General features: G+C 69.2%; 25 protein-coding genes and 1 pseudogene. 12 read left to right on the forward strand and 14 right to left on the reverse strand.

Annotated features, from left to right (window positions below; all coding sequences use genetic code 11):
• Positions 1–231 precede the first annotated feature (231 nt).
• The 5 genes from A7B20_RS11785 to A7B20_RS11800 form a co-directional block, all read right to left on the reverse strand.
• Positions 232–576, reverse strand: a complete 345-nt coding sequence (locus tag A7B20_RS11785) for a hypothetical protein (protein WP_102108781.1) — start codon at positions 574–576, stop codon at positions 232–234.
• 69 nt (positions 577–645) lie between these two features.
• Complete coding sequence (locus tag A7B20_RS21420) at positions 646–786, reverse strand: hypothetical protein (RefSeq protein ID WP_172961003.1); 141 nt, start codon at positions 784–786, stop codon at positions 646–648.
• A 208-nt stretch (positions 787–994) separates the two neighbouring features.
• Positions 995–1,327, reverse strand: coding sequence for a DUF6497 family protein (locus tag A7B20_RS11790; RefSeq protein WP_281260099.1), 333 nt, complete (start codon positions 1,325–1,327; stop codon positions 995–997).
• A 47-nt stretch (positions 1,328–1,374) separates the two neighbouring features.
• Positions 1,375–1,638 (reverse strand): DUF7218 family protein, encoded by a 264-nt coding sequence (locus A7B20_RS11795; protein ID WP_102108783.1) that lies wholly within the window; start codon positions 1,636–1,638, stop codon positions 1,375–1,377.
• 188 nt (positions 1,639–1,826) lie between these two features.
• Positions 1,827–3,359, reverse strand: a complete 1,533-nt coding sequence (locus A7B20_RS11800; RefSeq protein ID WP_102108784.1) for an acyl-CoA carboxylase subunit beta — start codon at positions 3,357–3,359, stop codon at positions 1,827–1,829.
• Between the two features lie 189 nt (positions 3,360–3,548).
• On the opposite strand from A7B20_RS11800, the pseudogene A7B20_RS11805 reads away from it, so the two are divergent.
• From A7B20_RS11805 to A7B20_RS11820, 4 genes and pseudogenes are all read left to right on the forward strand, one after another.
• Positions 3,549–3,893: pseudogene (locus A7B20_RS11805) on the forward strand (DMT family protein).
• Between the two features lie 54 nt (positions 3,894–3,947).
• Positions 3,948–5,165 (forward strand): multidrug effflux MFS transporter, encoded by a 1,218-nt coding sequence (locus A7B20_RS11810; RefSeq protein ID WP_102108785.1) that lies wholly within the window; start codon positions 3,948–3,950, stop codon positions 5,163–5,165.
• A 65-nt stretch (positions 5,166–5,230) separates the two neighbouring features.
• Positions 5,231–6,616, forward strand: a complete 1,386-nt coding sequence (locus A7B20_RS11815) for a helix-turn-helix domain-containing protein (RefSeq protein WP_102108786.1) — start codon at positions 5,231–5,233, stop codon at positions 6,614–6,616.
• Positions 6,617–6,707: 91 nt separating this feature from the next.
• Positions 6,708–7,151, forward strand: coding sequence for an SRPBCC family protein (locus A7B20_RS11820; RefSeq protein WP_102108787.1), 444 nt, complete (start codon positions 6,708–6,710; stop codon positions 7,149–7,151).
• A 484-nt stretch (positions 7,152–7,635) separates the two neighbouring features.
• Here A7B20_RS11820 and A7B20_RS11830 read toward each other — a convergent pair whose 3' ends face one another.
• The 6 genes from A7B20_RS11830 to betI are packed head-to-tail and all read right to left on the reverse strand — an operon-like array spanning position 7,636 to position 13,664.
• Positions 7,636–7,836: a hypothetical protein gene (locus A7B20_RS11830; RefSeq protein WP_342747258.1), complete on the reverse strand. Its 201-nt coding sequence runs from the start codon at positions 7,834–7,836 to the stop codon at positions 7,636–7,638.
• Positions 7,836–8,402, reverse strand: a complete 567-nt coding sequence (locus tag A7B20_RS11835; RefSeq protein WP_102108789.1) for a hemerythrin domain-containing protein — start codon at positions 8,400–8,402, stop codon at positions 7,836–7,838. Before A7B20_RS11835 ends, A7B20_RS11830 begins: the two co-directional genes overlap by 1 nt.
• A gap of 39 nt (positions 8,403–8,441) precedes the next feature.
• Positions 8,442–10,100, reverse strand: a complete 1,659-nt coding sequence (gene betA, locus A7B20_RS11840; protein WP_102108790.1) for a choline dehydrogenase — start codon at positions 10,098–10,100, stop codon at positions 8,442–8,444.
• 1 nt (position 10,101) lies between these two features.
• On the reverse strand, positions 10,102–11,556 hold the full coding sequence (gene betB, locus A7B20_RS11845) for a betaine-aldehyde dehydrogenase (protein ID WP_102108791.1): 1,455 nt from the start codon (positions 11,554–11,556) through the stop codon (positions 10,102–10,104).
• A 27-nt stretch (positions 11,557–11,583) separates the two neighbouring features.
• Positions 11,584–13,092: a choline-sulfatase gene (gene betC, locus A7B20_RS11850; RefSeq protein WP_102108792.1), complete on the reverse strand. Its 1,509-nt coding sequence runs from the start codon at positions 13,090–13,092 to the stop codon at positions 11,584–11,586.
• Complete coding sequence (gene betI, locus A7B20_RS11855; RefSeq protein ID WP_102108793.1) at positions 13,089–13,664, reverse strand: choline-binding transcriptional repressor BetI; 576 nt, start codon at positions 13,662–13,664, stop codon at positions 13,089–13,091. Before betI ends, betC begins: the two co-directional genes overlap by 4 nt.
• 77 nt (positions 13,665–13,741) lie before the next feature.
• Here betI and A7B20_RS11860 point away from each other — a divergent pair, with 77 nt between their 5' ends.
• Positions 13,742–14,668 (forward strand): choline ABC transporter substrate-binding protein, encoded by a 927-nt coding sequence (locus A7B20_RS11860; protein ID WP_102108794.1) that lies wholly within the window; start codon positions 13,742–13,744, stop codon positions 14,666–14,668.
• 10 nt (positions 14,669–14,678) lie between these two features.
• On the forward strand, positions 14,679–15,233 hold the full coding sequence (gene thpR, locus A7B20_RS11865) for an RNA 2',3'-cyclic phosphodiesterase (RefSeq protein ID WP_102108795.1): 555 nt from the start codon (positions 14,679–14,681) through the stop codon (positions 15,231–15,233).
• A gap of 109 nt (positions 15,234–15,342) precedes the next feature.
• Here the strand turns inward: thpR and A7B20_RS11870 are convergent, their stop codons facing one another.
• Complete coding sequence (locus tag A7B20_RS11870) at positions 15,343–16,116, reverse strand: MBL fold metallo-hydrolase (RefSeq protein ID WP_102108796.1); 774 nt, start codon at positions 16,114–16,116, stop codon at positions 15,343–15,345.
• A 149-nt stretch (positions 16,117–16,265) separates the two neighbouring features.
• Here A7B20_RS11870 and choW point away from each other — a divergent pair, with 149 nt between their 5' ends.
• From choW to arsH, 6 genes are all read left to right on the forward strand, one after another.
• Positions 16,266–17,099, forward strand: a complete 834-nt coding sequence (choW, locus tag A7B20_RS11875; protein ID WP_102108797.1) for a choline ABC transporter permease subunit — start codon at positions 16,266–16,268, stop codon at positions 17,097–17,099.
• Complete coding sequence (gene choV, locus A7B20_RS11880; RefSeq protein ID WP_102108798.1) at positions 17,096–18,136, forward strand: choline ABC transporter ATP-binding protein; 1,041 nt, start codon at positions 17,096–17,098, stop codon at positions 18,134–18,136. Before choW ends, choV begins: the two co-directional genes overlap by 4 nt.
• 120 nt (positions 18,137–18,256) lie before the next feature.
• Entirely contained in the window at positions 18,257–18,604 is a 348-nt protein-coding gene (locus A7B20_RS11885; RefSeq protein WP_102108799.1) for an ArsR/SmtB family transcription factor, read from the forward strand.
• Positions 18,601–19,668: an ACR3 family arsenite efflux transporter gene (gene arsB / locus A7B20_RS11890; RefSeq protein WP_102108800.1), complete on the forward strand. Its 1,068-nt coding sequence runs from the start codon at positions 18,601–18,603 to the stop codon at positions 19,666–19,668. The genes A7B20_RS11885 and arsB overlap by 4 nt, the downstream gene beginning before the upstream one ends.
• Positions 19,665–20,087 carry an arsenate reductase (glutaredoxin) gene (gene arsC, locus A7B20_RS11895; protein ID WP_102108801.1) on the forward strand — a complete coding sequence of 141 codons (423 nt, stop codon included), beginning with the start codon at positions 19,665–19,667 and terminating at the stop codon, positions 20,085–20,087. The genes arsB and arsC overlap by 4 nt, the downstream gene beginning before the upstream one ends.
• Positions 20,080–20,790: an arsenical resistance protein ArsH gene (gene arsH, locus A7B20_RS11900; protein WP_102108802.1), complete on the forward strand. Its 711-nt coding sequence runs from the start codon at positions 20,080–20,082 to the stop codon at positions 20,788–20,790. Before arsC ends, arsH begins: the two co-directional genes overlap by 8 nt.
• A 103-nt stretch (positions 20,791–20,893) precedes the next feature.
• Here arsH and A7B20_RS21810 read toward each other — a convergent pair whose 3' ends face one another.
• Together A7B20_RS21810 and A7B20_RS11910 are read right to left on the reverse strand one after the other, a co-directional pair.
• Positions 20,894–22,453, reverse strand: a complete 1,560-nt coding sequence (locus tag A7B20_RS21810) for a GTPase family protein (RefSeq protein ID WP_157937670.1) — start codon at positions 22,451–22,453, stop codon at positions 20,894–20,896.
• The gene (locus tag A7B20_RS11910; RefSeq protein ID WP_102108804.1) at positions 22,443–23,567 is read right to left on the reverse strand and encodes a YcjF family protein; all 1,125 of its coding nucleotides are present in this window, start codon (positions 23,565–23,567) and stop codon (positions 22,443–22,445) included. Before A7B20_RS11910 ends, A7B20_RS21810 begins: the two co-directional genes overlap by 11 nt.
• Between the last annotated feature and the right edge of the window lie 16 nt (positions 23,568–23,583).

The raw sequence follows: 23,583 nt of genomic DNA on the forward strand, positions 1-23,583 counted from the left end.
ACCTCCCGTTGAAACGGCAGGAAAAAAGCGGCCCGGTCCCGAAGGATCCGAACCGCCAAGGGGAAGGGTAACGGTATTGACAATGCGAAGCGGCGCCCGTGCTGCAAGCGCCGCCCCCGCGGGCCACACTGCCCGCACCCGCGGCCCCGGCAAAGCGGGATCTCGACCGGCCCCCATGCCCGGCCGGATCCTGCCGAACGGGCGCGGCGGGCGGCTGAAAGGCGCCGATCCTCACTCGAAGATCTCGGGAAAGCTCGCCGCGGCACGGGCGAAATCCACCCGCAGCAGCGCGTCGTAATCCTCGGGATCGAAGGGATCCTCGGCCGCCACGACCTCGCGGCCGAACAGCCAGGACAGCCGCCCCGCGTCGAGGTTGCCGCGGGCGAAGGGCTCTTCCCCGAACTGCTGGCAAAGCGCCAGAAGGAAGCCCGCATCGGCCCGCCGGTCGGCCGCGCGCCGGTCCGGAAACCGCTCGCGCGCGACGAGGGGCGTCGCGCCCTTCGGGTTTGCGCGGCGGATCGTGAACTGGAAATCGGTGCCCGGAAGGCGGCCGGGAAAGCCGCGGTGCTTGATCATGGCAATGGCCTCCGGAGGGCCGCGCCGCGCGGCGGCGGGACGGGCCCGAAGGCCCGCCCCGGGCGTCGATTACTTGTACTTGCCGGTATAGGTCGGCTCGACCGTGAGCGGCGCGGGATCGGCATAGACGACCTCTTCCTGCTTCTTGGCGCAGGCCGAGGCGACGGCGACGAGACCGAGGCACATGACGATCTTGACGATGTTGGACATCTGTAGCTCCTGAATGAATTCTGGGCGACAAGGGCTCTGCCTGCCGTCCCGGGGTACGAGGTTCGGGTCTCCGGGGGGAAACCTCGGAAGACATTACCGCAGCCCTTGTTGGATTGATACGGGGCGCCACGCAAGCAGGTGCGCTGTGGCGCGGCTGCATCATAGGCGGAAAACCGTCCAGCCGAGGGGAGAAAGCCGCATCCCGCCATCAGAAGGCCTCCCAGATGCAGGCGCCGTCCCCGGGCTCGTAGGCCTCGAAGAACTGCACCGCCTCGGGGGTGATCTCGCCGAAGACGACGGGCCGGTCCGAGACCGAGACGATGACGCGCGCGGGCCGCGGCCCGATCTCCGCCAGCCGCGGCAGCACGTAGCTCTCGCAGAGGAAGGCCATGTCCTTCTCCGCCACCTCGAAGGGCACACCGGCCGCGATCTCGGGCGCGATGAAGCGGAACCGGTAGGTCAGCCCGGTGCCCGGCGCGCCGCGCACGATGTCGTGGAACGTCACCGCCATGCCCGAAGGCACGGGCACCGCCGGAACCACCTCGCCCGCCGCGCCCTGCGCCGCGAGGCACAGCGCAAGCGTCGCGATCAGCCGTTGCGCAAGGCCGCGATCAGCTCGTCCTTGTCCATGTCCGAGCGCCCCTCGATGTCGAGCTCCTGCGCCCGCTCGTAGAGCTCGTCCTTCGTCCACTCCTCGTAAGCCGGCGCCTTGCCGCCCTTCTTCGAGGGATGCTGCCGATCCGAGGCCTGGGCGTTGGCGATCGCCGCAGCCTTCTGCTTGCTCGCCCCCTCGTCGCGCAGCGCCTCGTAGGTGTCGTCGTCCTTGACGCTCGGTCCGTGATCCTTGGTCATCGCAATCTCCTTCGCGCCCAAAACCGCCACCGGAACCGAAGGTTCCCCCGGCCAGGGAGAGGACGGCGCGCAGGATCCCCCCACACCCCCCATCTTTGCTTTCCAAATATCCTCGGGAGCGCGAGGGCAGACAGCCCTCGCATCGCGCTTGCGCGATACCGGCGCGGAACCGTTCCGCAGGCGCCACGTCAGAGCGGGATGTTGTCATGCTTCTTCCACGGGTTGCTCAGCCGCTTGCCCCGGAGCGACGCGAAGGCCCGGCAGAGCCGCTTCCGCGTCGAATGCGGCAGGATCACCTCGTCGATGAACCCCCGCTCTGCCGCCTTGAACGGGTTGGCGAAGTTCCTCTCGTATTCCGCCGTGCGCGCCGCGATCTTCTCGGGCTCGCCCAGCTCGCTGCGGTACAGGATCTCGGTCGCCCCCTTGGCCCCCATCACCGCGATCTCCGCCGTCGGCCAGGCGTAGTTCAGATCGCCGCGCAGATGCTTCGAGCTCATCACGTCATAGGCCCCGCCATAGGCCTTGCGGGTGATCACCGTCACCTTCGGCACCGTCGCCTCGCCGTAGGCGAACAGCAGCTTCGCGCCGTGCTTGATGACGCCGCCCAGCTCCTGCCCGGTCCCGGGCAGGAAGCCCGGCACGTCTACCAGCGTCAGAAGGGGAATCTCGAACGCGTCGCAGAACCGCACGAACCGCGCCGCCTTGCGGGAGGAATCGATGTCGAGGCACCCCGCCAGCACCATCGGCTGGTTCGCCACCACCCCGACGGTGGACCCCTCCAGCCGGATGAAGCCGGTCAGGATGTTCTTCGCGAACTCCGCCTGGATCTCGTAGAAGTCCCCCTCGTCGGCGAGCTTAACGATCAGCTCCTTCATGTCGTAGGGCGTGTTCGCGTTGTCGGGGATCAGCGTGTCGAGGCTCGGCTCGATCCGCCCCGGATCGTCGAAGAAGGGCCGCACCGGCGGCTTCGCGCGGTTGTTCGCGGGCAGGAAATCGACCAGCCGCCGGACCTCGGTCAGGGCCACCACGTCGTTCTCGAAGGCCCCGTCGGCGACCGAGCTCTTGCGGGTGTGGGTCGCGGCGCCCCCCAGCTCCTCGGCCGTCACGACCTCGTTGGTCACGGTCTTCACCACGTCGGGGCCGGTGACGAACATGTAGCTCGACTCGCGGACCATGAAGATGAAGTCGGTCATCGCCGGAGAATACACCGCGCCCCCCGCGCAGGGCCCCATGATGACGCTGATCTGCGGCACCACGCCCGACGCCAGCACGTTCCTCTGGAACACCTCGGCATAACCGGCAAGCGAGGCGACGCCTTCCTGGATCCGCGCGCCGCCGGAATCGTTCAGCCCGATCACCGGCGCGCCGTTCTGCATCGCCATGTCCATGACCTTGCAGATCTTCTGCGCATGGGTCTCGGACAGCGAGCCGCCGAGCACCGTGAAGTCCTGGCTGAACACATAGACCTGCCGCCCGTTGATCGTGCCCCAGCCGGTCACCACGCCGTCGCCCGCGACCTTGTTCTCGGCCATGCCGAAATCCGTCGCCCGGTGGGTGACGAACATGTCGAACTCCTCGAAGCTGTCGGCGTCGAGCAGCAGCTCGATCCGCTCGCGTGCCGTCAGCTTGCCCTTGGCGTGCTGCGCGTCGATCCGCTTCTGCCCGCCGCCAAGCCGCGCCTCGGCGCGCCGCCCCTCGAGCTGCTCCAGAATGTCCTTCATCGCCCGGGCCCCTTTCGCTGTGCCTGACCCTTCATAAGCCAAGGCGCCACAACCGGAAAGCGGCATCGGGAATATTTGCAAATCGCTTTGCAGCGCGTCGTTTCAAATTGCAAAACCAACACCCCTCGCCTTCCCTGCCGCCCTTCGCTAGCACGGGGAGGCAAGCCCTTCCCACATCCGGTGCGCCCCATGCAGATCCCCGCCCCCGTCGCCACCATCGGCCTTTTGCTGATGTCCAATGTCTTCATGACCTTCGCCTGGTACGGCCACCTCAAGTTCAAGGCCGCGCCCCTTGCCCTGGTCGTCGTCGTCAGCTGGGGGATCGCCTTCTTCGAATACGCCCTCCAGGTGCCCGCCAACCGCATCGGCTAAGGCCACTTCACCGCGACCCAGCTGAAGACGATCCAGGAGGTCATCACCCTGACCGTCTTCGTCGCCTTCTCCACGCTATACCTTGGGGAATCCCTGCGCTGGACCCACCTCGTCGGCTTCGCGCTGATCGCCCTCGGCGCGTGGTTCATCTTCGCGGAATAGCCGCGCGCAAAGGACAGGCTGGACGAGTCGCGGGCGGCAGTCTAATTCCGCTCCATGACCGACAAGATTGCCGTACGATTTCTCGACCGTACCACGCCCCCGCACATCTCGACCCTGATCCTGCTCGCGGGCATCTCGGCGCTGGCGATGAACATGTTCCTGCCCTCGCTGCCGGGGATGACCGCCTATTTCGGCACCGACTACGCCACCATGCAGCTGTCGGTCGCCTTCTACCTTGCCGGCAACGCGGTGCTGCAACTGTTCATCGGTCCCGTCTCCGACCGCTACGGCCGCCGCCCGGTGATCCTGTTCGGCGGCGCCGTCTTCATCGCCGCCTCGCTCGCCTGCATCTTCGCCCCCACCGTCGAGATCTTCCTCGCGCTGCGGGTCGTGCAGGCCATCGTCATCTCGGGCCTCGTCCTCAGCCGCGCGGTGGTGCGCGACATGTTCCCCCAGGACCAGGCCGCCTCGATGATCGGCTACGTCACCATGGGCATGGCCGTCGCGCCGATGATCGCCCCCGCCGTCGGCGGCGCGCTCGACGCGCTCTACGGCTGGAAGGCGACCTTCCTGGTCCTCGCCCTGCTCGGCATCCTTGTGCAGGTCATCGTCTGGCGGGACCTCGGCGAGACCGCCGTCAGCCGCGCGGGCAGCTTCGCCGACCAGCTGCGCGAATACCCCGAGCTCCTTGGCTCGCGTCGCTTCTGGGGCTACTGCCTGTCGGCCGCCTTCACCTCGGGCGCCTTCTTCGCCTACCTCGGCGGCGCGCCCTATGTCGGAACCGAGGTCTACGGCATGTCGCCCTCCACCCTCGGGCTGTTCTTCGGCGCGCCCGCCATCGGCTACATGGCCGGGAACTTCATCACCGGCCGCTACTCGGTGCGTTTCGGGATCAACGCGATGATCGTCTGGGGCTCGTCGCTTTCGGCCTTCGGGCTGATGACCTCGCTGCTGATCGCGCTTCTCGGCCTCAGCGGGCCCTTCACCTTCTTCGGCTTCATGATCTTCGTCGGTCTCGGCAACGGCATGGTGCTGCCGAACGCCACCTCCGGCATGCTCTCCGTCCGCCCGCGCCTCGCCGGTTCGGCCTCGGGCCTCGGCGGCGCGATCATGATCGGCGGCGGGGCCGCGCTGTCGGTGCTGGCGGGCCACCTGCTGACCGCGGGGACCGGCGCCGCGCCGCTCCTGTGGCTGATGTCGATCACCTCGGCCCTCTCCATGGTCAGCGCGCTTTACACCGTGCGCCGCGACCGGGCGATGACCGCCGCCTGAGCCTGCGCGGACTTGCGCGGCGAAGTTTGCAAAGCTAGCCTCGCGCCTGCAAACCGGGGGGCATCGTGGCGCAGCAGAAACTCTACGCGGGCCAGAAGCTGCGCGAGATCCGCACCCGCCTCGCCCTGACCCAGAAGGCCTTTGCCGAGAAGCTGCAGGTCTCCCTGCCCTACCTGAACCAGATGGAGAACAACCACCGTCCGGTCTCGACCGGCGTCGTGCTCTCGCTGGCGTCCGAATTCGGCTACGATGTCACCGAGCTGTCGAGCGGCGACAGCGAACGGCTGGTCTCGGACATGCGCGAGGCGCTGGCCGATTCGCTCTTCGGCGACGAGGCGCCGCCGCTCGCCGACCTGCGCCTCGCCGCGTCCAACGCCCCGGGCCTCGTCCGCGCCTTCCTCGAACTCCACCGCAGCTACCGCCAGAGCCACGAACGCCTCGCGATCCTGGACGAAGCCCTCGGGCGCGACGGCGGCACCGTGCAGCCCAGCCCATGGGAGGAGGTGCGGGACTTCTTTCACTACAGCGACAATTACATCGACACCGTCGATCGTGACGCCGAGAAACTTGCACGAACCGCGCAATCGAACCCTGTCGCGCTGCTCGAATCCCATGGCGTCGCCGTGACGCTCGAGGACACCGACCTGATCCGCCGGTTCGATCCCGCGGCGCGACGGCTGATCCTCTCGCGCCGTGCCCCGCCCGAAACGCGGGCGTTCCAGATGCTGCACCAGCTGGCGCTGCTGACCCGCAACGACCTGTTCGAGGAGATCCTCGCCCGCGCCCGCTTCCACTCGCCCGAAAGCCACGCCATCGCCAAGCTCGGCCTCGCCAACTACTTCGCCGGCGCGGCGCTCATGCCCTACACGGCGTTCCTCGAAAGGGCGGCCGAGATGCGCCACGACCTCGAACGCCTGGCCGACCGCTTCGGCGCCAGCATCGAGCAGGTGGCCCACCGCCTTTCGACCCTGCAACGGCCCGGCGCCAAGGGCATCCCCTTCTTCTTCGTCCGCGTCGATCCCGCGGGCACGATCACCAAGCGGCACTCGGCCACGCAGCTCCAGTTCGCGCGCTTCGGCGGGGCCTGCCCGCTCTGGAACGTCCACCGCGCCTTCGAGACGCCGGGACGCTTCCTGCGCCAGCTGGCCGAGACGCCGGACGGCCTGCGCTACCTCTCCCTCGCCCGCGACGTCAGCAAGTCCGGCGGCGCCTTCGACGCCCCCACCCGCCGCTTCGCCATCGCACTCGGCTGCGAGGTGAAGCATGCAGGCCAGCTGGTCTACGGCGACGGGCTCGACCTCGGCAATCCCGCGGCGTTCGAGCCCATCGGGATCTCCTGCCGCATCTGCGAACGCCGCCACTGCCACCAGCGCGCCGTGCCGCCGCTGGAGCGCCGCCTCTCCATCGACCCGAACCGCCGCGGCGCGCTGCCCTACACGGTCGAGGGCTGAGCGCGGGCACCTATACCGAAGTCGGAAACCGCGGCGCTTTACCGCACGGCACATCGGCGCTACTCCTTCGCCAGAAGCAGGGAGAAAGCCCATGGAACTCAGCGGCAACCGCATCATCAAGGCCGACCGTCAGACGGTCTGGCAGCACCTGAACGATCCCGAGACGCTGAAGGCCTGCATCCCGGGCTGCGAAGAGCTGACCGGCTCGCCCGAGGAAGGCTTCGAGGCCACGGTGAAGCAGAAGATCGGCCCCGTGAAGGCGACCTTCAGGGGCGTGGTGCAACTGGTGAACGTCAACGCCCCCGAAAGCTACCGGATCGAGGGCGAGGGCAAGGGCGGCGTCGCGGGCTTCGCCAAGGGCGGCGCGAACGTGGCGCTGGCCGAGGTCGAGGAAGGCACCGAGCTGTCCTATGTCGCCGACGTCGCCGTGGGCGGCAAGCTGGCCCAGCTCGGCAACCGCCTGATCGACGGCGTGGCGCGGCGGCTCTCGGACGAGTTCTTCACCCGGTTCAAGGACAGGGTCGAGGCGGGCTGAGGGCGCACGGGCTTCAGCCATCCCCAGCTCAGACCGCGGGGCAGACCCGGCGAGACATTTCGGGAGAAGTACCAGGATTTTCCCAAACTCCGCGGTCTGCTGCCAACGAACACCACCGCCTCGCCCCCGGGGCGTTCGGGGGCTGCCCGGCGTTGCCGCCGGGCGCGACATCTCCGCGGGTGGGCGCGGAGTTTCCCAAACTCCGCTTGGTGTCGCGCATCCTGATGACAACCGCTCCGCTCCGCACATAGGGCAGCCCCCGACCGCGGGCGGGGGAGAAGCCCCCGCCCGTCGTGCCGGAGGCACGCCTTCGGCGTGACGGGGCGGTCGGGGGCTGCCCGGCGTTGCCGCCGGGCGCGACGTCTCCGCGGGTGCGCGCGGAGTTTCCCAAACTCCGCTTTCCTCAAACATCTGACGGCAGCCGCCCAAGTCCGCCCATGGGGCGGCCCGCGGCCCGGGCCCCGGCTTCGGCCGATCGACGCGACTAGGTTTCGTCCGGGTCCTTCGGATCGAAAACCACGAAGAACTGGTGCACCAGCCACAGCCCCGTGCCGCCGAACAGCGCCGCCCAGAGCCAGGCACCCTGGCTGACCTCCACCAGCGCCCAGAGCAGGCAGACGGCCACCGTGACGACCCGCCGCCAGAGCGGGATGAAGAACGGCAGCTGCACGTCGAAGAACTTCATCACCCGAGCCCGTGCTTCAGGATCACCGGCACGATCAGGTCCTCCTCGTCCTCCAGATGCCGGTCGAGGAAGGCCGAGAAGCCCGCAAGCTGCGCCCGCAGCGCCCCCGCCGGATCCTGCCCCTTGCCCTCGGGCAGGGCGCGCAGCACCGCCTCCGTCCCGCGCGCGAGGTCGTGGATATGCCCGTCGAGCGCGTGGTGATCGGCATCGAGGATCTCGAACCCGCGCTCCAGCCGCGGCTCGATCAGCCGCATCTGCGGGAAATAGTGGTGGTCCTCGATGTGGTGATGCTCGTGCAGCTGGTTCAGAAGGAAGGCGGCGTAGCGCTGTGTCTCGCGACCATAGGCCATCGCCTCGGCCTCGCCCGAGAGGAACCCCTCGGTCCCCGCCTGAAGACGGCCCAGCAGCTCGCGGAACATCAGGTGCCGCTCCATCCAGAAGCGCGTCAGCCCGTCGAACTTCGGATGCGACTCCCAGGTCGCGCGCGGCATGCTGTCGGCCAGCACGCGCAGCGCGTCCGGCAACCCCTTGCGCTGCTCCAGCGCGATGTCGGTGTTCTCTGTCATGCCCTGTCAGCTAGGCGTTCCGGGGCGCCGCGTCCAGCCTCAGCGCTGCGCCGTGGCCCAGGCGGGGTTGATCCAGGGCTGCACGTTCTCGGCCGGCAGCGGCGTTTTCCCGAGGATGTGGTCCGAGGCCTTCTCGCCCACCATGATCGACGGCGCGTTGAGGTTGCCGTTGGTGATCCGCGGAAAGACCGAGCTGTCGGCCAGGCGCAGGCCGTCGACCCCGATCACCCGGCACTCGGGGTCGACCACCGTGCCCGGATCGTCGCGCCGCCCCATCCGCGCCGTGCCGCAGGGGTGATAGGCGCTCTCGGCGTGCTCGGCGATGAAGGCATCGATCTCCGCGTCGCTCTGCACCTGCGGCCCCGGCTGGATCTCGCCGTCGGCATAGGGCGCGAAGGCCGCCTGCGAAAAGATCTCGCGCGTCAGGCGGATGCAGGTGCGGAACTCCTCCCAGTCGCGGTCCTCGCTCATGTAGTTGAAGCGGATCTCCGGCGCCGCCTTCGCGTCGCCCGAGCGCAGCCGCACCGTCCCCCGCGAGGTCGATCGCATGGGCCCCACATGGGCCTGGAACCCATGCCCCTGCGCGGCGGCGCGCCCGTCGTAGCGCACGGCGATCGGCAGGAAGTGGTACTGGATGTCCGGGTACTCGATCCCCGCGGCCGAGCGGACGAAGGCCGCGCTCTCGAACTGGTTGCTCGCCCCCGGCCCGGTGCCGAGAGTCAGCCACCGCGCGCCCACATAGGCCTTGCCGACGAGGTTCCAGTAGCGGAACAGCGACACCGGCAGCTTCGACTTCATCTGGACATAGACTTCGAGGTGGTCCTGGAGGTTGCCGCCCACGCCAGGGCGGTCGGCGACCACGTCGATCCCGTGCTCGGCCAGATGCTTTGCGGGCCCGATGCCCGAAAGCATCAAGAGCTTCGGCGAGTTGATCGAGGAGGCGGCGACGATCACCTCGCGCCGCGCGCCGATGACCTCCGGGCGTCCGCGCCGCAGGACGCGCACGCCCGTCGCGCGCCCCTCGGAAATCTCGATCCGCTCCGCCAGCCCGTTGACCAGCGTGCAGTTCGGACGCTTCAGCGCGGGGCGCAGATAGGCGTTGGCGGCCGACCACCGCCGCCCCCGCCAGATCGTCGCGTCCATCGGCCCGAAGCCTTCCTGCTTCTCGCCGTTGTAATCCCCCGTCGCCTCGTATCCCGCCTGCACCCCGGCGGCGACGAAGGCCCGCACCAGCGGATTGTCCCTCAGCCCTCGCGACACGTGCAGCGGCCCGTCGGTGCCCCGCCAGGTCGGATCGCCGCCGTGCCCGCCGTCGTGCCAGTGCTCCATCCGCTTGAAGTAGGGCAGCACGTCGGCGAACCCCCAGCCCGACGCCCCCATATCGGCCCAGGTGTCGTAGTCGCGCGCGTGGCCGCGGACATAGACCATGCCGTTGATCGAGGACGACCCCCCCACCACCTTGCCGCGCGGCGTCGCGAGGCGGCGGTTGTTGAGCCGCGGTTCGGGTTCGCTGCGGTAGCCCCAGTCGTAGCGCGGCATGTTCATCGGGAAGGACAGCGCGCCGGGCATCTGGATGAACGGCCCGAAGTCGCTGCCCCCGTGCTCGATCACGATGACCGAGGCGCCCGCCTCCGACAGGCGATAGGCCATGGCGCAGCCCGCGCTGCCCGCGCCGACGATGACGAAATCGGCCTCCATCTCAGAACGGCGCCTCCACCGGGCCCATCCCGACATAGACGGACTTCATCTGGCTGTAGTGGTTGATGGCGAGCTTCGAGTTCTCGCGCCCCACGCCCGACAGCTTCATGCCCCCGAACGGCGCCTCCACGGGCGCAAGATTGTAGCTGTTGATGTAGCAGGTCCCGGCCTCGAACCCCTTCACCATCCGGTGGGCGCGGGCGAGGTCCTTCGTGAACACTCCCGCCGCCAGCCCGAAGGGCGTGTCGTTCGCACGCGCCAGCACCTCGTCCTCGGTGTCGAAGTCCAGCACCGACAGGACGGGGCCGAAGATCTCGTCGGTCGCGATGGTCATGCTGTCGGTCACAGCTGTGAACACCGTCGGCTCAAGGAAGAACCCAGGACGGTCCACGCGCTTGCCGCCATGGGCCAGCGTCGCGCCCTCCTCGATGCCCTTGGCGATGAAGCCCTCGACGATCTTCAGCTGCCGCTCGCTGACCATCGGCCCGTAGGTCGTGGCCGGGTCCAGCGGATCGCCCATGACGACGCCCTTCAACCGCTCGACCAGCCGCGCGACGAAGGCCTCGCGGATCGTCCGCTCCACGAACACCCGTGTGCCGTTCGAACAGACCTGCCCCGTGGAATAGAAGTTGCCGAGGATCGCGCCCGACACCGCATCCTCGATGTCGGCGTCGGCGAAGATCACCAGCGGCGACTTGCCGCCCAGCTCCATCGTGACGTGCTTCATGTCCGCCGCCGCCGCCGCGTAGATCTTGCGCCCCGTCGGCACCGACCCCGTCAGCGACACCTTCGCGACCCGCGGGTCCGACACCAGCGCCGCCCCCACGTCGCCCATCCCCTGCACCACGTTGTAGACGCCCGACGGCGCCCCCGCCTCGGTCAGGATCTCGGCCACCTTCAGCGCCGAGAGCGGCGTCGTCTCGGACGGCTTGAACACCATCGTGTTGCCGCAGGCGAGCGCCGGGGCGCCCTTCCAGCAGGCGATCTGCGTCGGGTAGTTCCAGGCGCCGATGCCCACGCACAGGCCCAGCGGCTCGCGGATCGTATAGACCCAGTCATCCCCGAGCTGGATGTGCTCGCCGGTCAGCGAGCCCGCGAGGCCGCCGAAATACTCCAGCGCATCGGCGCCCGAGGTCGCGTCGGCCACCGACGTCTCGGAATAGGGCTTGCCGGTGTCCAGCGTCTCCAGCACCGACAGGTCGTGGTTCCGCTCCCGCAGGATGTCCGCCGCGCGGCGCAGGATGCGGCCCCTCTGGGTGCCGGTCATCGCCGCCCATTCCGCCTTCGCGCGGGTGGCCGAGGCAAGCGCCTGCTCGACGATGGCGGGGGTGGCGGCGTGAAGCCGGGCGATCACCTCGCCGGTCGCGGCATAGGTGCAGTCGATCGGCGCGCCGGCGGTGTCCTCGACATATCGTCCGTCGATGAAATGGCTGGCTGGGGGTTGGGCGTTGGGCATTTTCGGGTATTTCTGCAAGGAAGGGGGTCAGTCACCGCGGGGCACGCGGGCCACGGCTTCGACGGTGTTCAGGTCCATGTGGTTCCGCATGTACCGCTCGGAGGCCTTCTGGAGCGGCTGGAAGTCCCAAGGGTAATATCCGCCTTGGCGCAGCGCCTCGTAGACGACCCAGCGGCGGGCCTGGCTGGCGCGCACCTCGGCGTCGAAGGCTTCCAGATCCCAGCGGGCGGCGGCGGTGACGCGGAAGCGCTCCAGCACCTCCGCGGCGGCCGGATCCTCCCAGAGGTTGTTCAGCTCGTGGGGGTCGGCCTCGAGGTCGAACAGCTGTTCGGGGTCGAGCGCGCAGTTGGTGTATTTCCACCGGCCCTGCCGCAAGGCGACCAGCGGCGAATAGGACGCCTCGGCCGCATACTCCATCGCCACGGGTTGCGTCCGCTCGGCCCCCTTCGCCACCGGCACCAGCGACTGGCCGTCGGTCCAGTCCATCACCTCGGCCATGTCGACGCCCGCAAGCTCGCAGAGCGTCGGGCAGACGTCGAGCGTCGACACGGGCGCGTCGATCCGCTGCGCAGAAAGCCCCGGCGCGGCGATCATCAGCGGCACCCGGGCGGAGCCTTCGAAGAAGTTCATCTTGAACCAGAGGCCCCGCTCGCCCAGCATGTCGCCGTGGTCGGAGACGAACAGCACGATCGCCTCCTGCCCTGTACCAGCCAGCGCCTCCATCATCTGCCCGATCTTGTCGTCAAGGTACGAGATGTTGGCGAAATAGGCGCGGCGCGCGGTGCGGATGTGCTCCTCGCGGATGTCGTAGCTCTTCCAGTCGTTGGCGTCGAAGATGCGCTGGGCGTGGGGGTCGTGTTCTTCGTAGGGGAAGGCGGACACCTCGGGCAGCAGGTGTTCGCAGTCCTCGTAGAGATCCCAGTACTTCTTCCGCGCCACGTAGGGATCGTGGGGATGGGTGAAGCTCGCACATAGCAGCCAGGGCCGCGGATCCTTGCCGCGCCCGAGGTCGTAGATCCGCTGCACCGCGAAATGCGCCACCTCGTCGTCGTATTCCATCTGGTTGGTGATCTCGGCCACGCCCGCCCCGGTGACCGAGGCCATGTTGTGATACCACCAGTCGATCCGCTCGCCGGGCTTCCTGTAATCCGGGGTCCAGCCGAAATCCGCCGGGTAGATGTCGGTCGTCAGCCGCTCTTCGAAGCCGTGAAGCTGGTCGGGGCCGACGAAATGCATCTTGCCGGAGAGGCAGGTGAGATAGCCCGCGCGGCGCAGGTGGTGCGCGAAGGTCGGGATGTCCGAGCGGAACTCGGCCGCGTTGTCGTAGACACCGGTGCGCGAGGGCAGCTGCCCCGACATGAAGCTCGCCCGCCCCGGCGCGCAGAGCGGCGAGGCGGTGTAGCTGTTGGCGAAGCGGACCGAGCGGGCGGCGAGCGCCTTCAGGTTCGGCGCGTGCAGCCAGTCGGCGGGACCGTCGGGAAACAGCGTCCCGTTCAGCTGGTCCACCATCACGATCAGGATGTTCGGCTTGGTCATTCGTTCGCCTCCAGCAACCGGTCCATGACGTCGAGCACCTGCGCTGCCGCCTCGGCCCCCGACAGCCCGCCGCCAAGCGCCGCGCGAATGTAGAGCCCGTCAATCAGCGCGCCCAAGAGGTCCGCGACGCGCACCGGCTCCGCGGCGAGCGGGCGCAGCGCATGGGTCAGGTTCGAGCGCAGCCGCCGCTGGTAGACCGACAGCAGCCGCCCCGCCTCGGGCACCGTCTGGGCCTGGACGTAGAAGGTCAGCCAGGCGTTCACCACCTCGCCGCGGAAGTTGCCCGCCTCGAAGCTGGCCCGCACGATCCGCTCCAGCCGGTCGCGCGGGTGCTTGGCCCCGGTCAGGGCGGCGCGCACCGCGCGTCCGTAGTCGCGCAGGATGTGGCGCATGGCGGCGAGGAAGATCTGGTCCTTGCCGCCGAAGTAATGGTGTGCCAGCGCGCTCGACATGCCCGCACGGCGCGCGATCTGGCCCACGGTCACGTCGAGCGAGCCGGTGCGCCCGATCTCGGCGATCGTGGCTTTGACCAGGGCGTCCCGCCTGATAGGTTCCATCCCGAGTTTGGGCATGTGCGTCCTCCGTGCGTGCCAAGGCTTTCCTAGCCGGTCCTGAATTGACCGGTCAATCAAGAAAAGGACACCCGCCCATGCTGATGAAGACCACCCTCTCCGCCCTGGCCGTCGCAGCGACCGCCACGGCCGCCTTCGCCGAATGCGACAGCGTCACCTTCGCCGACGTCGGCTGGACCGACATCACGGCGACCACCGCCGCCACCACCGTGGTGCTGGAGGCGCTTGGCTATTCCACCGACGTGAAGGTGCTGTCGGTGCCCGTGACCTATACCTCGATGGCGGCCGGAGACATCGACGTGTTCCTCGGCAACTGGATGCCGACCATGGAGGCCGACCTCGCCCCCTACCGCGAGGCGGGCACGGTCGAGACGGTGCGCGCGAACCTCGAGGGCGCGAAATACACCCTGGCCGTGAACGAGGCCGGCGCGAAGGCGGGGATCGACAGCTTCGACGACATCGCGGCGCAGAAGGAGGCGCTCGACGGCAAGATCTACGGCATCGAGCCCGGCAACGACGGCAACCGCCTGATCCTCGACATGATCGACCAGGACGCCTTCGGGCTCAAGGGCTTCGAGGTGGTCGAATCCTCCGAGCAGGGGATGCTGGCCCAGGTCGCCCGCGCCAACCGCAAGGACGAGCCGGTGGTCTTCCTCGGCTGGGAACCGCACCCGATGAACGCCGCCTTCAAGATGCAGTACCTGACCGGCGGCGACGACTTCTTCGGCCCGAACCTCGGCGGCGCGACCGTCTATACCAACGTGCGTGCGGGCTTCACCAAGGAATGCCCGAACGTCGGGCAGCTGCTGAAGAACCTCGCCTTCTCGCTGGAGATGGAGAACGAGATCATGGGCGGCATCCTGAACGACGGCAAGGCGCCCCGCGTCGCCGCGATGGACTGGCTGAAGGGCCATCCGGGCGTGCTGGGCGGCTGGCTGCAGGGCGTGACGACGAAGGACGGCAAGCCCGCCGAGGCCGCGGTGCGCGGCGAACTGGGGCTCTGAGGCCCGAGCGATGCGGGCGTTCCTGGCCCTCGACCTGCCCGACGACCCGGCGGATCAGGCGGAACGCCTGCAATCGCGGCTGACCGTCGGCCGGCATGTTCCGGCCGACGACCTGCACCTGACGATGGTGTTCCTCGGGGATGCCACGGCCGAGCAACTGGAAGAGCTGCACCAGCGCGTCGAGATGATGGCCTGGCCGCCGCTGTCGCTCAGGATCGCCGGCGCCGACGTGTTCGGCGGTGCGCAGCCGCGGGCGCTGTTCCTGCGGGTCGACCCCGACCCGGTGCTGACCGGCTTCCAGAAGAAGCTCGAAACCTTCGCGCGGCAGGCGGGCATCGCCCTGCCCCATCGCCGGTTCGTGCCGCACGTGACGCTGGCGCGGTTCAACCCGCCCCTGGGCGAGGTCGAGGCGGCGAAGATCGGCCGCTTCCTGCAGGCGCACGGCGACTGGACGCTGCCGCCCTTCGCGCCCGAGGCGCTGACCCTCTACCGTTCGCACCTGAGGCCCGAGGGCCCGCTCTACGAGGTCCTGTCGCGATATGGGCCGCTGCCGATGGCGTACTAGGACCGTCGGGGTTCGGTGCGCATCGCCTTGGGTGTCTGGCCCGGCGGCACCGCCGGGCCGCGCCCGTCCGCGGCTCCGCACAGAGCGGGAAGCCCGCCCCGCGCAGCCCTCACGCAGGCGCCGTGTCCCCGTACCACGCGCCGAACTTCACCTCGGTCTCCGCGTCCGTCTCGCCCAGCAGCCGGGCGAACTCCTCGGGATCGCTGTCGCGGTAGTGGTAGGGATAGACGAAGGTCGGCGCGAACTCGGCCACCGCGTCGGCCGCCTGGGTCACGTCCATGGTGTAGGGCAGGTTCATCGGCACGAAGGCGAGGTCGATGTCGGTCAGCGCCCGCATCTCCGGCGTGCCCTCGGTGTCGCCCGCGATATAGACCCGCATCCCGTCGATGGTCAGGATATAGCCGTTGTCGCGCCCCTCGGGGTGATACTTCTGCCGGTCCTCGGTGATGTTGTAGGCGGGGATCGCCTCGATGGAATATCCCAAGGCCTCGGTCGACTCGCCGTTGGCCAGCTTCTCGGCCTTCGCCTGCAGCGCCTCGGGCAGCATGTCGTAGACGGCGGGGTTCGTCACCAGCCGCGTCTCGGCCGCCATGATCCCCTCCAGCGTCGGGACGTCGTAGTGATCGCCGTGCTCGTGGGTGATGAGGATCAGGTCGGGCTTCGGCAGGTCGGCATAGGCCTCGGCCCCGCCCACCGGATCGTTGTAGATCACGCCGTTCGGCGTCTCCATCACGAACGAGGCGTGGTCCACGGGATGCACGGCGATCTCGCCGCTGGCGGTCTTGAACATGTCGCCTCCGGAATGGGCCGCGGCATGGGCGGCGTAGGGCAGGACGGTGATGGCGGCGGTGCCGGTGGCCAGGAAGCTGCGTCGCGTGTACATCGTGTCTCCTCGGGTTGTGGCGTTGCGGCAGACCTAGCGCCGCTTCCCCCAACGTCACCCCGCCACGACGCACAAGGCTTCACATCCCCGTCAGACGGGGCCATGGTGCAGCCGAAGCAGCAGGAAGGCCCCAAGCCCATGAGCGCCCGATGAACTGGCTGACCGAACACAAGATCCCCGTGGGCGCGACAGCGCGCACCGTCTTCGACTGGCTCCAGGTGAATGCCGCCTTCTTCTTCGACACCCTGTCCGACTGGCTGGAACGGGTGATCGACGGGATGCTCTGGGCCTTCCAGGGTCCGCCGCCGCTGGTCGTGGTGGCGCTGTTCGTCGGCCTCACCTGGCTTCTGCAGCGCGACTGGAAGACCTGCCTGCTGGTCGCGCTCGGCTTCCTGTTCATCCTGAACCAGGGCTACTGGGAGGAGACGACGGAAAGCCTGACGCTGGTGCTGTCGGCCTGCATCGTCTGCATGGGCATCGGCGTGCCCGTCGGCATCGCCGCCGCCCACCGCCCGAAGCTCTATGCCGCGATGCGCCCCGTCCTCGACCTGATGCAGACGCTCCCGACCTTCGTCTACCTGATCCCGGCCATCGTCTTCTTCGGCATCGGCATGGTTCCGGGCCTGATCGCCACCGTGATCTTCGTGCTGCCCGCGCCGATCCGCCTGACCCACCTCGGCGTCTCCTCGACGCCCACGCCGCTTCTCGAGGCGGCCGAGGCGTTCGGGGCCACCGGGCGCCAGCTGCTCTGGAAGGTGGAACTGCCCTACGCCGTGCCGCAGATCATGGCGGGGCTGAACCAGACGATCATGCTCTCGCTCTCCATGGTGGTCATCGCGGCGCTGGTCGGGGCGGACGGCCTGGGCGTGCCGGTGGTGCGGGCGCTGAACCAGGTGAACACGGCGCTCGGATTCGAGTCGGGCTTCGTGATCGTCGTCGTCGCCATCATGCTCGACCGGATGCTGCGGGTGAGGCGGAAATGAAGGACACCACCGCCACCCCCGCCGTCGTCTTCGACAACGTCAGCATCGTCTTCGGCGACAGCCCCGAAGAGGCGCTGCCGCTGATGGACGAGGGGCGGAAGCGTCCCGAGATCCAGGAGCGGACAGGACAGGTCCTCGGCGTCCACGACTGCACCCTCTCGGTGGCCGAGGGCGAGATCCTCGTCCTCATGGGCCTCTCCGGCTCGGGCAAGTCCACGCTGCTCCGGGCCGTGAACGGGCTGAACCCCGTCTGCCGGGGCGAGGTGCGGGTGAACTACAAGGGCGAGATGACCTCCGTCACCCACGCCGACGCGAAGACGCTGAGGAAGCTGCGCCTCACCCAGATCGGCATGGTGTTTCAGCAGTTCGGCCTCCTGCCCTGGCGGACGGTGCGCGAGAACGTGGCGCTCGGGCTTGAACTCGGCGGGATGGGCAAGGCCGAGCGACGCGCCCAGGCGGACGAGCAGCTGGCCCTCGTCGGCCTTTCCGACTGGGCCGACCGCAAGGTGTCGGACCTTTCGGGGGGCATGCAGCAGCGCGTGGGCCTTGCCCGCGCCTTCGCCACCAAGGCCCCGGTCCTGCTGATGGACGAGCCCTTCTCGGCCCTCGACCCGCTGATCCGCACGCGCCTGCAGGACGAGCTTCTAGACCTCCAGCAGAAGCTGAACCGCACCATCGTCTTCGTCTCCCACGACCTCGACGAGGCGTTCAAGATCGGCAACCGCATCGCGATCATGGAAGGTGGCAGGATCGTCCAGTGCGGCACCCCCCGCGACATCTTCCAGAACCCCGCGAACGACTACGTGGCCGAGTTCGTAGCCCACATGAACCCCCTCGGCGTCCTGACCGCCCGCGACGTGATGGAGACGGGCAGCGCCGACACCCACCGCACCACCACGGCGGAAACCCCCATCGCCGAGATCCTGCCGCTCTTCCGCTCGGACCAGTCGCCCATCGCGGTCACGGACGGCGGCCGCACCATCGGCCGCATCACCCCCGCCTCGCTGTTCACCCGGCTTTCGGACCCCGCCGACTGAACGGACGACGGGGTCAAGGGCCCCTTCCCGGCCAAGCAGCCGTCGGGACCGACCCAGGCTTTCCGCGCCACGAAACGGCCGCGCTTGACACGTGGATATCGTATCGATACTTCCCGATATATGGATAACAGACTAGCCCTCGAGGCCTTCGCCGCCCTCAGCCAGTCGACCCGGCTCGATGTGTTCCGCCTGCTCATCAAGGCGGGCGACAATGGCATGTCGGCCGGCGAGATCGGCGAGACCCTGGGCGTGCGCCAGAACACGATGTCGGCGAACCTGGCCGTCCTCGTTCGCGCTGGCCTGATCCGCAACCTGCGGGAAGGCCGCAGCATCCGTTATTTCGCCGACATGGACGGCGTGCGCGGCCTGCTGGCCTTCCTGATGGAGGATTGCTGCGCCGGCCGGCCCGAGCTGTGCCAGCCCGTCCTCGACCAGATCGCCTGCTGCGAACACGGGACATCGCAATGACCGACACCTCCCTTCCCCCCGCGGCGGGTCTCGGCACCTTCGAGCGCTGGCTCTCCGTCTGGGTGGCGCTTGCCATCGGCGCGGGACTTCTGCTGGGCAACCTGTTCCCCGGCTTCTTCGGCACCCTCGCGGCGCTCGAGATCGCCTCCGTCAACCTGCCCGTGGCGGTCCTGATCTGGGCGATGGTCTATCCGATGATGGTCGGCGTCGATTTCGGCGCGCTGTCCCGTGTCGGGGACAAGCCGAAGGGCCTCGTGGTGACCCTGGTGGTGAACTGGCTCGTCAAGCCCTTCACGATGGCGGCCCTGGGCGTTCTGTTCTTCAACCACGTCTTCGCCGGGCTGATCCCGCCAAAGGATGCGCAGGCCTACCTGGCGGGGGTGATCCTGCTGGGCGCGGCGCCCTGCACGGCGATGGTGTTCGTCTGGTCGAACCTGACGCGCGGAGATCCGACCTACACGCTGGTGCAGGTCAGCGTGAACGACGTGGTCATGGTCTTCGCCTTCGCACCGATCGTCGCCTTCCTTCTTGGCGTGACGGATATCGTGGTGCCCTGGGACACGCTGCTGCTGTCGGTCGGCCTCTATGTCATGCTCCCGCTGCTCGCCGGCTACCTGACACGCCGAAGCCTTGTCGCCAGGGACGGCCCAGCCGGGGTGGACGCCTTCAAGAGCCGCGTGCAGCCGTTCTCGATCCTCGGACTGCTCGTGACGGTCGTGCTGCTCTTCGGGTTCCAGGGCGAGGTCATCCTCGACCGGCCGCTCGTCATCGCGCTGATCGCGGTGCCGCTGCTGATCCAGTCCTACGGCATCTTCTTCCTGGCCTACGGCGCGGCGCGGGCCTGGCGCATCCCGTTCAACGTCGCCGCCCCCTGCGCCCTGATCGGTACGTCGAACTTCTTCGAACTCGCCGTGGCCGTCGCCATCAGCCTGTTCGGGCTCGGCTCGGGCGCGGCGTTGGCGACGGTCGTCGGCGTCCTCGTCGAGGTGCCGGTGATGCTGTCCCTCGTCGCCTTCGCCAACCGGACCAGGCACTGGTTCCCGGCAGAGGACGCCGTTCGATGAGCATCGTCATCCACCACAACCCGGACTGCGGCACCTCGCGCAACGTGCTCGCCATCATCGAGGCGGCGGGCGAGACGCCGGTGGTCATCGAGTACCTGCGGACGGGCTGGACCCGGCCGCAGCTCCTCGCCCTGTTCGCCGCCGCCGGCCTGACGCCCCGCACGGCGCTGCGCACGACGAAATCCCCGGCACGGGACTTGGGCCTGCTCGATTCCTCCGTCAGCGACGAGACGATCCTCGCCGCGATGCTGGAGCATCCGGTCCTGGTCAACCGTCCGATCGTCTGCTCTCCGAAAGGCGTGCGCCTCTGCCGCCCGAGCGAGACGGTGCTCGACCTTCTCGACACCCTGCCGCCGGGCCCCCTGGCGAAGGAGGATGGCACGCCGCTCATCGACGCGGAAGGAAACCGCGTTGGCTGATACCCCGAACCTCGACGAACGCCACTTCCAGCCGATCGACCCGCAGCGGCTCCTGCCGGCGGAGCGGGCGACCCACGCCCCCCGCATCCTGCTGCTCTACGGCTCGCTGCGCGAACGCTCCTTCAGCCGGCTGATGACCGAGGAAGCCGCCCGCATCCTGACCCGTTTCGGAGCCGAGACCCGGACCTTCCGTCCCTCGGGCCTGCCCCTGCCCGACGACGTGGGTGCCGATCACCCGAAGGTGCAGGAACTGCGCGATCTCGTCACCTGGTCCGAAGGCATGGTCTGGTGCTCGCCCGAGCGGCACGGCGCGATGACCGGGATCATGAAGACCCAGATCGACTGGATACCGCTCTCGCTCGGAGGGGTGCGGCCGACCCAGGGCAAGACGCTGGCCGTCATGCAGGTCAGCGGCGGGTCGCAAAGCTTCAACGCCGTGAACCAGTTGCGCATCCTCGGCCGATGGATGCGGCTGCTGACCATTCCGAACCAGTCCTCCACGCCGAAGGCGTTCCTGGAGTTCGACGAGGCGGGCCGGATGAGGCCGTCGCCGTTCTACGACCGCATGGTCGACGTCATGGAAGAGTTGATGAAGTTCACCATCCTCACCCGCGACAGCACGCCCTGCCTTCTGGACCGCTACAGCGAGCGGAAGGAGAGCGCGGCCGAGCTGTCCGCGCGCGTGAACCAGAAGGCGATCTGACCGGCGGTCCGACCTCCTTTCCGGGCGACTGGGGAGGTCGGAAAGCGCTGGAAGCGGACCTCGTCACCGGGCCGGGTCTCCCGGCAGGCCCGACAGAGGCGCGTCATCCGTCGTCCCCTCTCCGGTACCGCGCCGCGGCATGCCGCCCGAAGCTCTGCAGGCTCTGGCGCAGCCCCTGCACCGTGTCCACCGCCTCGCGCCCCAGGCTCTTCGCCCCCCGGGCCAGCCGGTTGCGGTTCCGCTGCACGCCCATGCCCTCCAGGAACCGGCTCGCCACCGCGCGCCTCAGCGCCTCGACGTTCCAGGGATCGGGCCCCAGCGCCACCGGGGTCGCCGCGGCGATGCCGACCTCGCCCGAGATCGCGTTCATCGCATCGCCGATCCGCCCCTGCACCTCCTCGGGCATCCGGTGCTCGGGCCAGGGCCAGCCCTCCCCCGCCAGCCGGTCGCAGAAGGTCGCGACGCCGACGATGGGCGGCACCCGCCGGTCGGGCAGGTCGCGGAAGGCGGTGCGCACCGCGTCGATGGCCGCCCGGTCGGCTTCCCGCGCGGGGCGATGCACCGGCAGCGCCCAGACCAGGATATCGCAGCGCTTCGCCTCGGCAAGCGTCGCCTCCAGACTCGCCCGGCTGCCGTCGAGCCCCGGCAGGTCCACCAGCACGCAGTCCATGCCCAGCACCTCGCCCTCGTGGGCCGTGGCGCGGTCGGTCACGGGGGGCATGTCCGTCTCGGCCGCCTCCCGCCCCAGCAGCGCGTTGACCAGCGTCGACTTCCCCGCGCTGACCTGCCCCGCCACCGCGATCCGCAGCGGCATGTCCGGCTCGGCCAGCCGCCGCCGGTCGAGCGCGGTGTCCTCGATGATGCTCTCCAGCAGCTCGGTGTCCGACATCCGGAGCCGCCCCGAGTAAAGCTCCGCCGCCGCCCGCGCCAGTTCTTCGAACAGCATCCGCTGGCCGATCGCCTGCACCTCCCCGCTCAGCACCTTCGAATTGCCGCTGGTGACGAGGTCCAGCATCTCCCGCGCCAGGGCTAGGGGCAGCCCCCCGGTCAGCCGGAAGATCCGGTAGGCCCCGTGGCCATAGCTGTAGAGCTGCTTCGCCCGGTCCTGGTTCTTCCAGAGCCAGAACAGCGTCTTGACCGAGATCCGGTCAGAGATCGAGATGTAGCGCCGCAGATCGTCGCGCAGCCGCGCCGAGACCCGGTGCACCAGCAGCAGCGCCTCGGGCACGGTGAAGTCCAGCGGCAGCTTCCCCGCCGCGCCCGAGGCCCTCGCGACCTCCGTCACCACCTCCAGCGCGAAACCCTGCATCTGCTCGGGCGGCATCGGCTCGCGCAGCCGCCGCGCGATCAGCGCCTGACCGGCGGCGAAGGCCCGCCGCTCGCCCTCGGTCCAGTCCGCCCCGGCCTCCACATGGGTCTCCTCCGGCGCCTCCTCCTCCTCCGGCGCCGCCCCCCGGCGGGCCAGCCAGCGCGGCAGGTGCAGGGCAAGGAAGGCGGCGGCGAAGATCGCCGCGCTGGCCAGCACGTAGATCATCAGCATCCCGTGCTCGCTCAGCCACAGGAAGCCCAGCAGCGTGCTGAGGCCGAGGGTCAGGACATAGGGCGCCAGCCGCACCACGATGCGCCACTGCCACAGGTAATACCTCAGCCGCCTAGCGATCACGCTTCCACGCCCCCTCCAGAGCCTCCCGGAACGTCGCCTGCAGGTCCGCCTTCGACGGCGTCCCCCCGACCGACAGCGTATGCAGATACCGCGCCGCCGTCCGCCCCAGCGCATAGGTGGCGGCGAAGGTGAAGGCGCCCGCCGCCACCGCCCCCGCCGTCTGTCCGTAGCCCGGGATCAATTTGCCCCCCTGGCGCAGCAGCAGGCTGCCGAGGAACCGCCCCCCGACCCCGAGGCCGAGCAGCGTGACGAAGTTCCGCGCCAAGGCCAGCGTCACCGGCACGCCGTAGTGATCGCCGAGCTTCTTCAGCAGCGTGAACTGCACGCCGGTGGACGAGAACAGCCCCACCACCGGGAAGGCGTCCGAGCCGCCGGCGATCCCGGAATAGAACAGCACCGTGCCCCGCACCGCGGCGAAGGCCTGCGCCTCGGCATCGTCCGCCGCCTCCTGCTGCAGGGCCAGCCCGGCGTTCGGAAGGGTGACGACCAGCGCCTCGCGCAGCGCCGCCATCTCGTCCGGCGCGGGCTGCCCGTCCCTCGGCAGGCCGATCACCACCTCCGGCAGATCCCGCCCCGCGGCGCGGGCGAAGCGCGACGCCGCCGCCGCGCGCGCCCGGCCCCGCGCGGCCGGATCCGCCACCAGGTCGGCCCCGGTATGCACAAGCAGCACCTCCATCGCCGGACGCCGTCGCAGCACCTCGCCAAGCGCCTCGGCCACCTCGCCCTGCGCCGGATCGTCGAGCCGCGCGACGACGATGACGGCATGGCTGTGCCCCTCGCAGGCGGCAAGATCTTCGCGCGGATCGTATCCCGCCTCGCCGAGGCCCCGGGTGTCGAGAAACCGTACCAGCGGCGCCGCGGCAGGGAAGTCGAAGCGCCGCGAGGTGCGGGTGCAGGAGGCGTAGCCGTTGCCGACCTCGATCTCGTCGAGCCCCGTCAGCGCCCGGATCAGCGAGCTCTTCCCGGCGCCCGTGCGCCCCAGCAGCCAGACGACGGGCACGTCCCGCTGCGCCAGGGCCGCGGGATCGACACCGGATCCGGCACCGGCAGGGCCGCCCGCGCCCGCCGCGGCGGGCCGGGGCCGTTCGAGAATGCGGTCGCGCCAGCTGCGCATGTCCTGTCGCCTCCCG

This window comes from Oceaniglobus roseus, assembly GCF_002869745.1.
Lineage (GTDB): Bacteria > Pseudomonadota > Alphaproteobacteria > Rhodobacterales > Rhodobacteraceae > Oceaniglobus > Oceaniglobus roseus.

What these genes read in the sequence shown, in the direction of transcription:
- A7B20_RS11785 (WP_102108781.1), bottom strand. Translation starts at nt 576, where the DNA reads ATGATCAAGCACCGCGGCTTTCCCGGCCGCCTTCCGGGCACCGATTTC.
- A7B20_RS21420 (WP_172961003.1), bottom strand. Translation starts at nt 786, where the DNA reads ATGTCCAACATCGTCAAGATCGTCATGTGCCTCGGTCTCGTCGCCGTC.
- A7B20_RS11795 (WP_102108783.1), bottom strand. Translation starts at nt 1,638, where the DNA reads ATGACCAAGGATCACGGACCGAGCGTCAAGGACGACGACACCTACGAG.
- A7B20_RS11800 (WP_102108784.1), bottom strand. Translation starts at nt 3,359, where the DNA reads ATGAAGGACATTCTGGAGCAGCTCGAGGGGCGGCGCGCCGAGGCGCGG.
- A7B20_RS11810 (WP_102108785.1), top strand. Translation starts at nt 3,948, where the DNA reads ATGACCGACAAGATTGCCGTACGATTTCTCGACCGTACCACGCCCCCG.
- A7B20_RS11820 (WP_102108787.1), top strand. Translation starts at nt 6,708, where the DNA reads ATGGAACTCAGCGGCAACCGCATCATCAAGGCCGACCGTCAGACGGTC.
- A7B20_RS11830 (WP_342747258.1), bottom strand. Translation starts at nt 7,836, where the DNA reads ATGAAGTTCTTCGACGTGCAGCTGCCGTTCTTCATCCCGCTCTGGCGG.
- A7B20_RS11835 (WP_102108789.1), bottom strand. Translation starts at nt 8,402, where the DNA reads ATGACAGAGAACACCGACATCGCGCTGGAGCAGCGCAAGGGGTTGCCG.
- betA (WP_102108790.1), bottom strand. Translation starts at nt 10,100, where the DNA reads ATGGAGGCCGATTTCGTCATCGTCGGCGCGGGCAGCGCGGGCTGCGCC.
- betB (WP_102108791.1), bottom strand. Translation starts at nt 11,556, where the DNA reads ATGCCCAACGCCCAACCCCCAGCCAGCCATTTCATCGACGGACGATAT.
- betC (WP_102108792.1), bottom strand. Translation starts at nt 13,092, where the DNA reads ATGACCAAGCCGAACATCCTGATCGTGATGGTGGACCAGCTGAACGGG.
- betI (WP_102108793.1), bottom strand. Translation starts at nt 13,664, where the DNA reads ATGCCCAAACTCGGGATGGAACCTATCAGGCGGGACGCCCTGGTCAAA.
- A7B20_RS11860 (WP_102108794.1), top strand. Translation starts at nt 13,742, where the DNA reads ATGCTGATGAAGACCACCCTCTCCGCCCTGGCCGTCGCAGCGACCGCC.
- thpR (WP_102108795.1), top strand. Translation starts at nt 14,679, where the DNA reads ATGCGGGCGTTCCTGGCCCTCGACCTGCCCGACGACCCGGCGGATCAG.
- A7B20_RS11870 (WP_102108796.1), bottom strand. Translation starts at nt 16,116, where the DNA reads ATGTACACGCGACGCAGCTTCCTGGCCACCGGCACCGCCGCCATCACC.
- choW (WP_102108797.1), top strand. Translation starts at nt 16,266, where the DNA reads ATGAACTGGCTGACCGAACACAAGATCCCCGTGGGCGCGACAGCGCGC.
- choV (WP_102108798.1), top strand. Translation starts at nt 17,096, where the DNA reads ATGAAGGACACCACCGCCACCCCCGCCGTCGTCTTCGACAACGTCAGC.
- A7B20_RS11885 (WP_102108799.1), top strand. Translation starts at nt 18,257, where the DNA reads ATGGATAACAGACTAGCCCTCGAGGCCTTCGCCGCCCTCAGCCAGTCG.
- arsB (WP_102108800.1), top strand. Translation starts at nt 18,601, where the DNA reads ATGACCGACACCTCCCTTCCCCCCGCGGCGGGTCTCGGCACCTTCGAG.
- arsC (WP_102108801.1), top strand. Translation starts at nt 19,665, where the DNA reads ATGAGCATCGTCATCCACCACAACCCGGACTGCGGCACCTCGCGCAAC.
- A7B20_RS11910 (WP_102108804.1), bottom strand. Translation starts at nt 23,567, where the DNA reads ATGCGCAGCTGGCGCGACCGCATTCTCGAACGGCCCCGGCCCGCCGCG.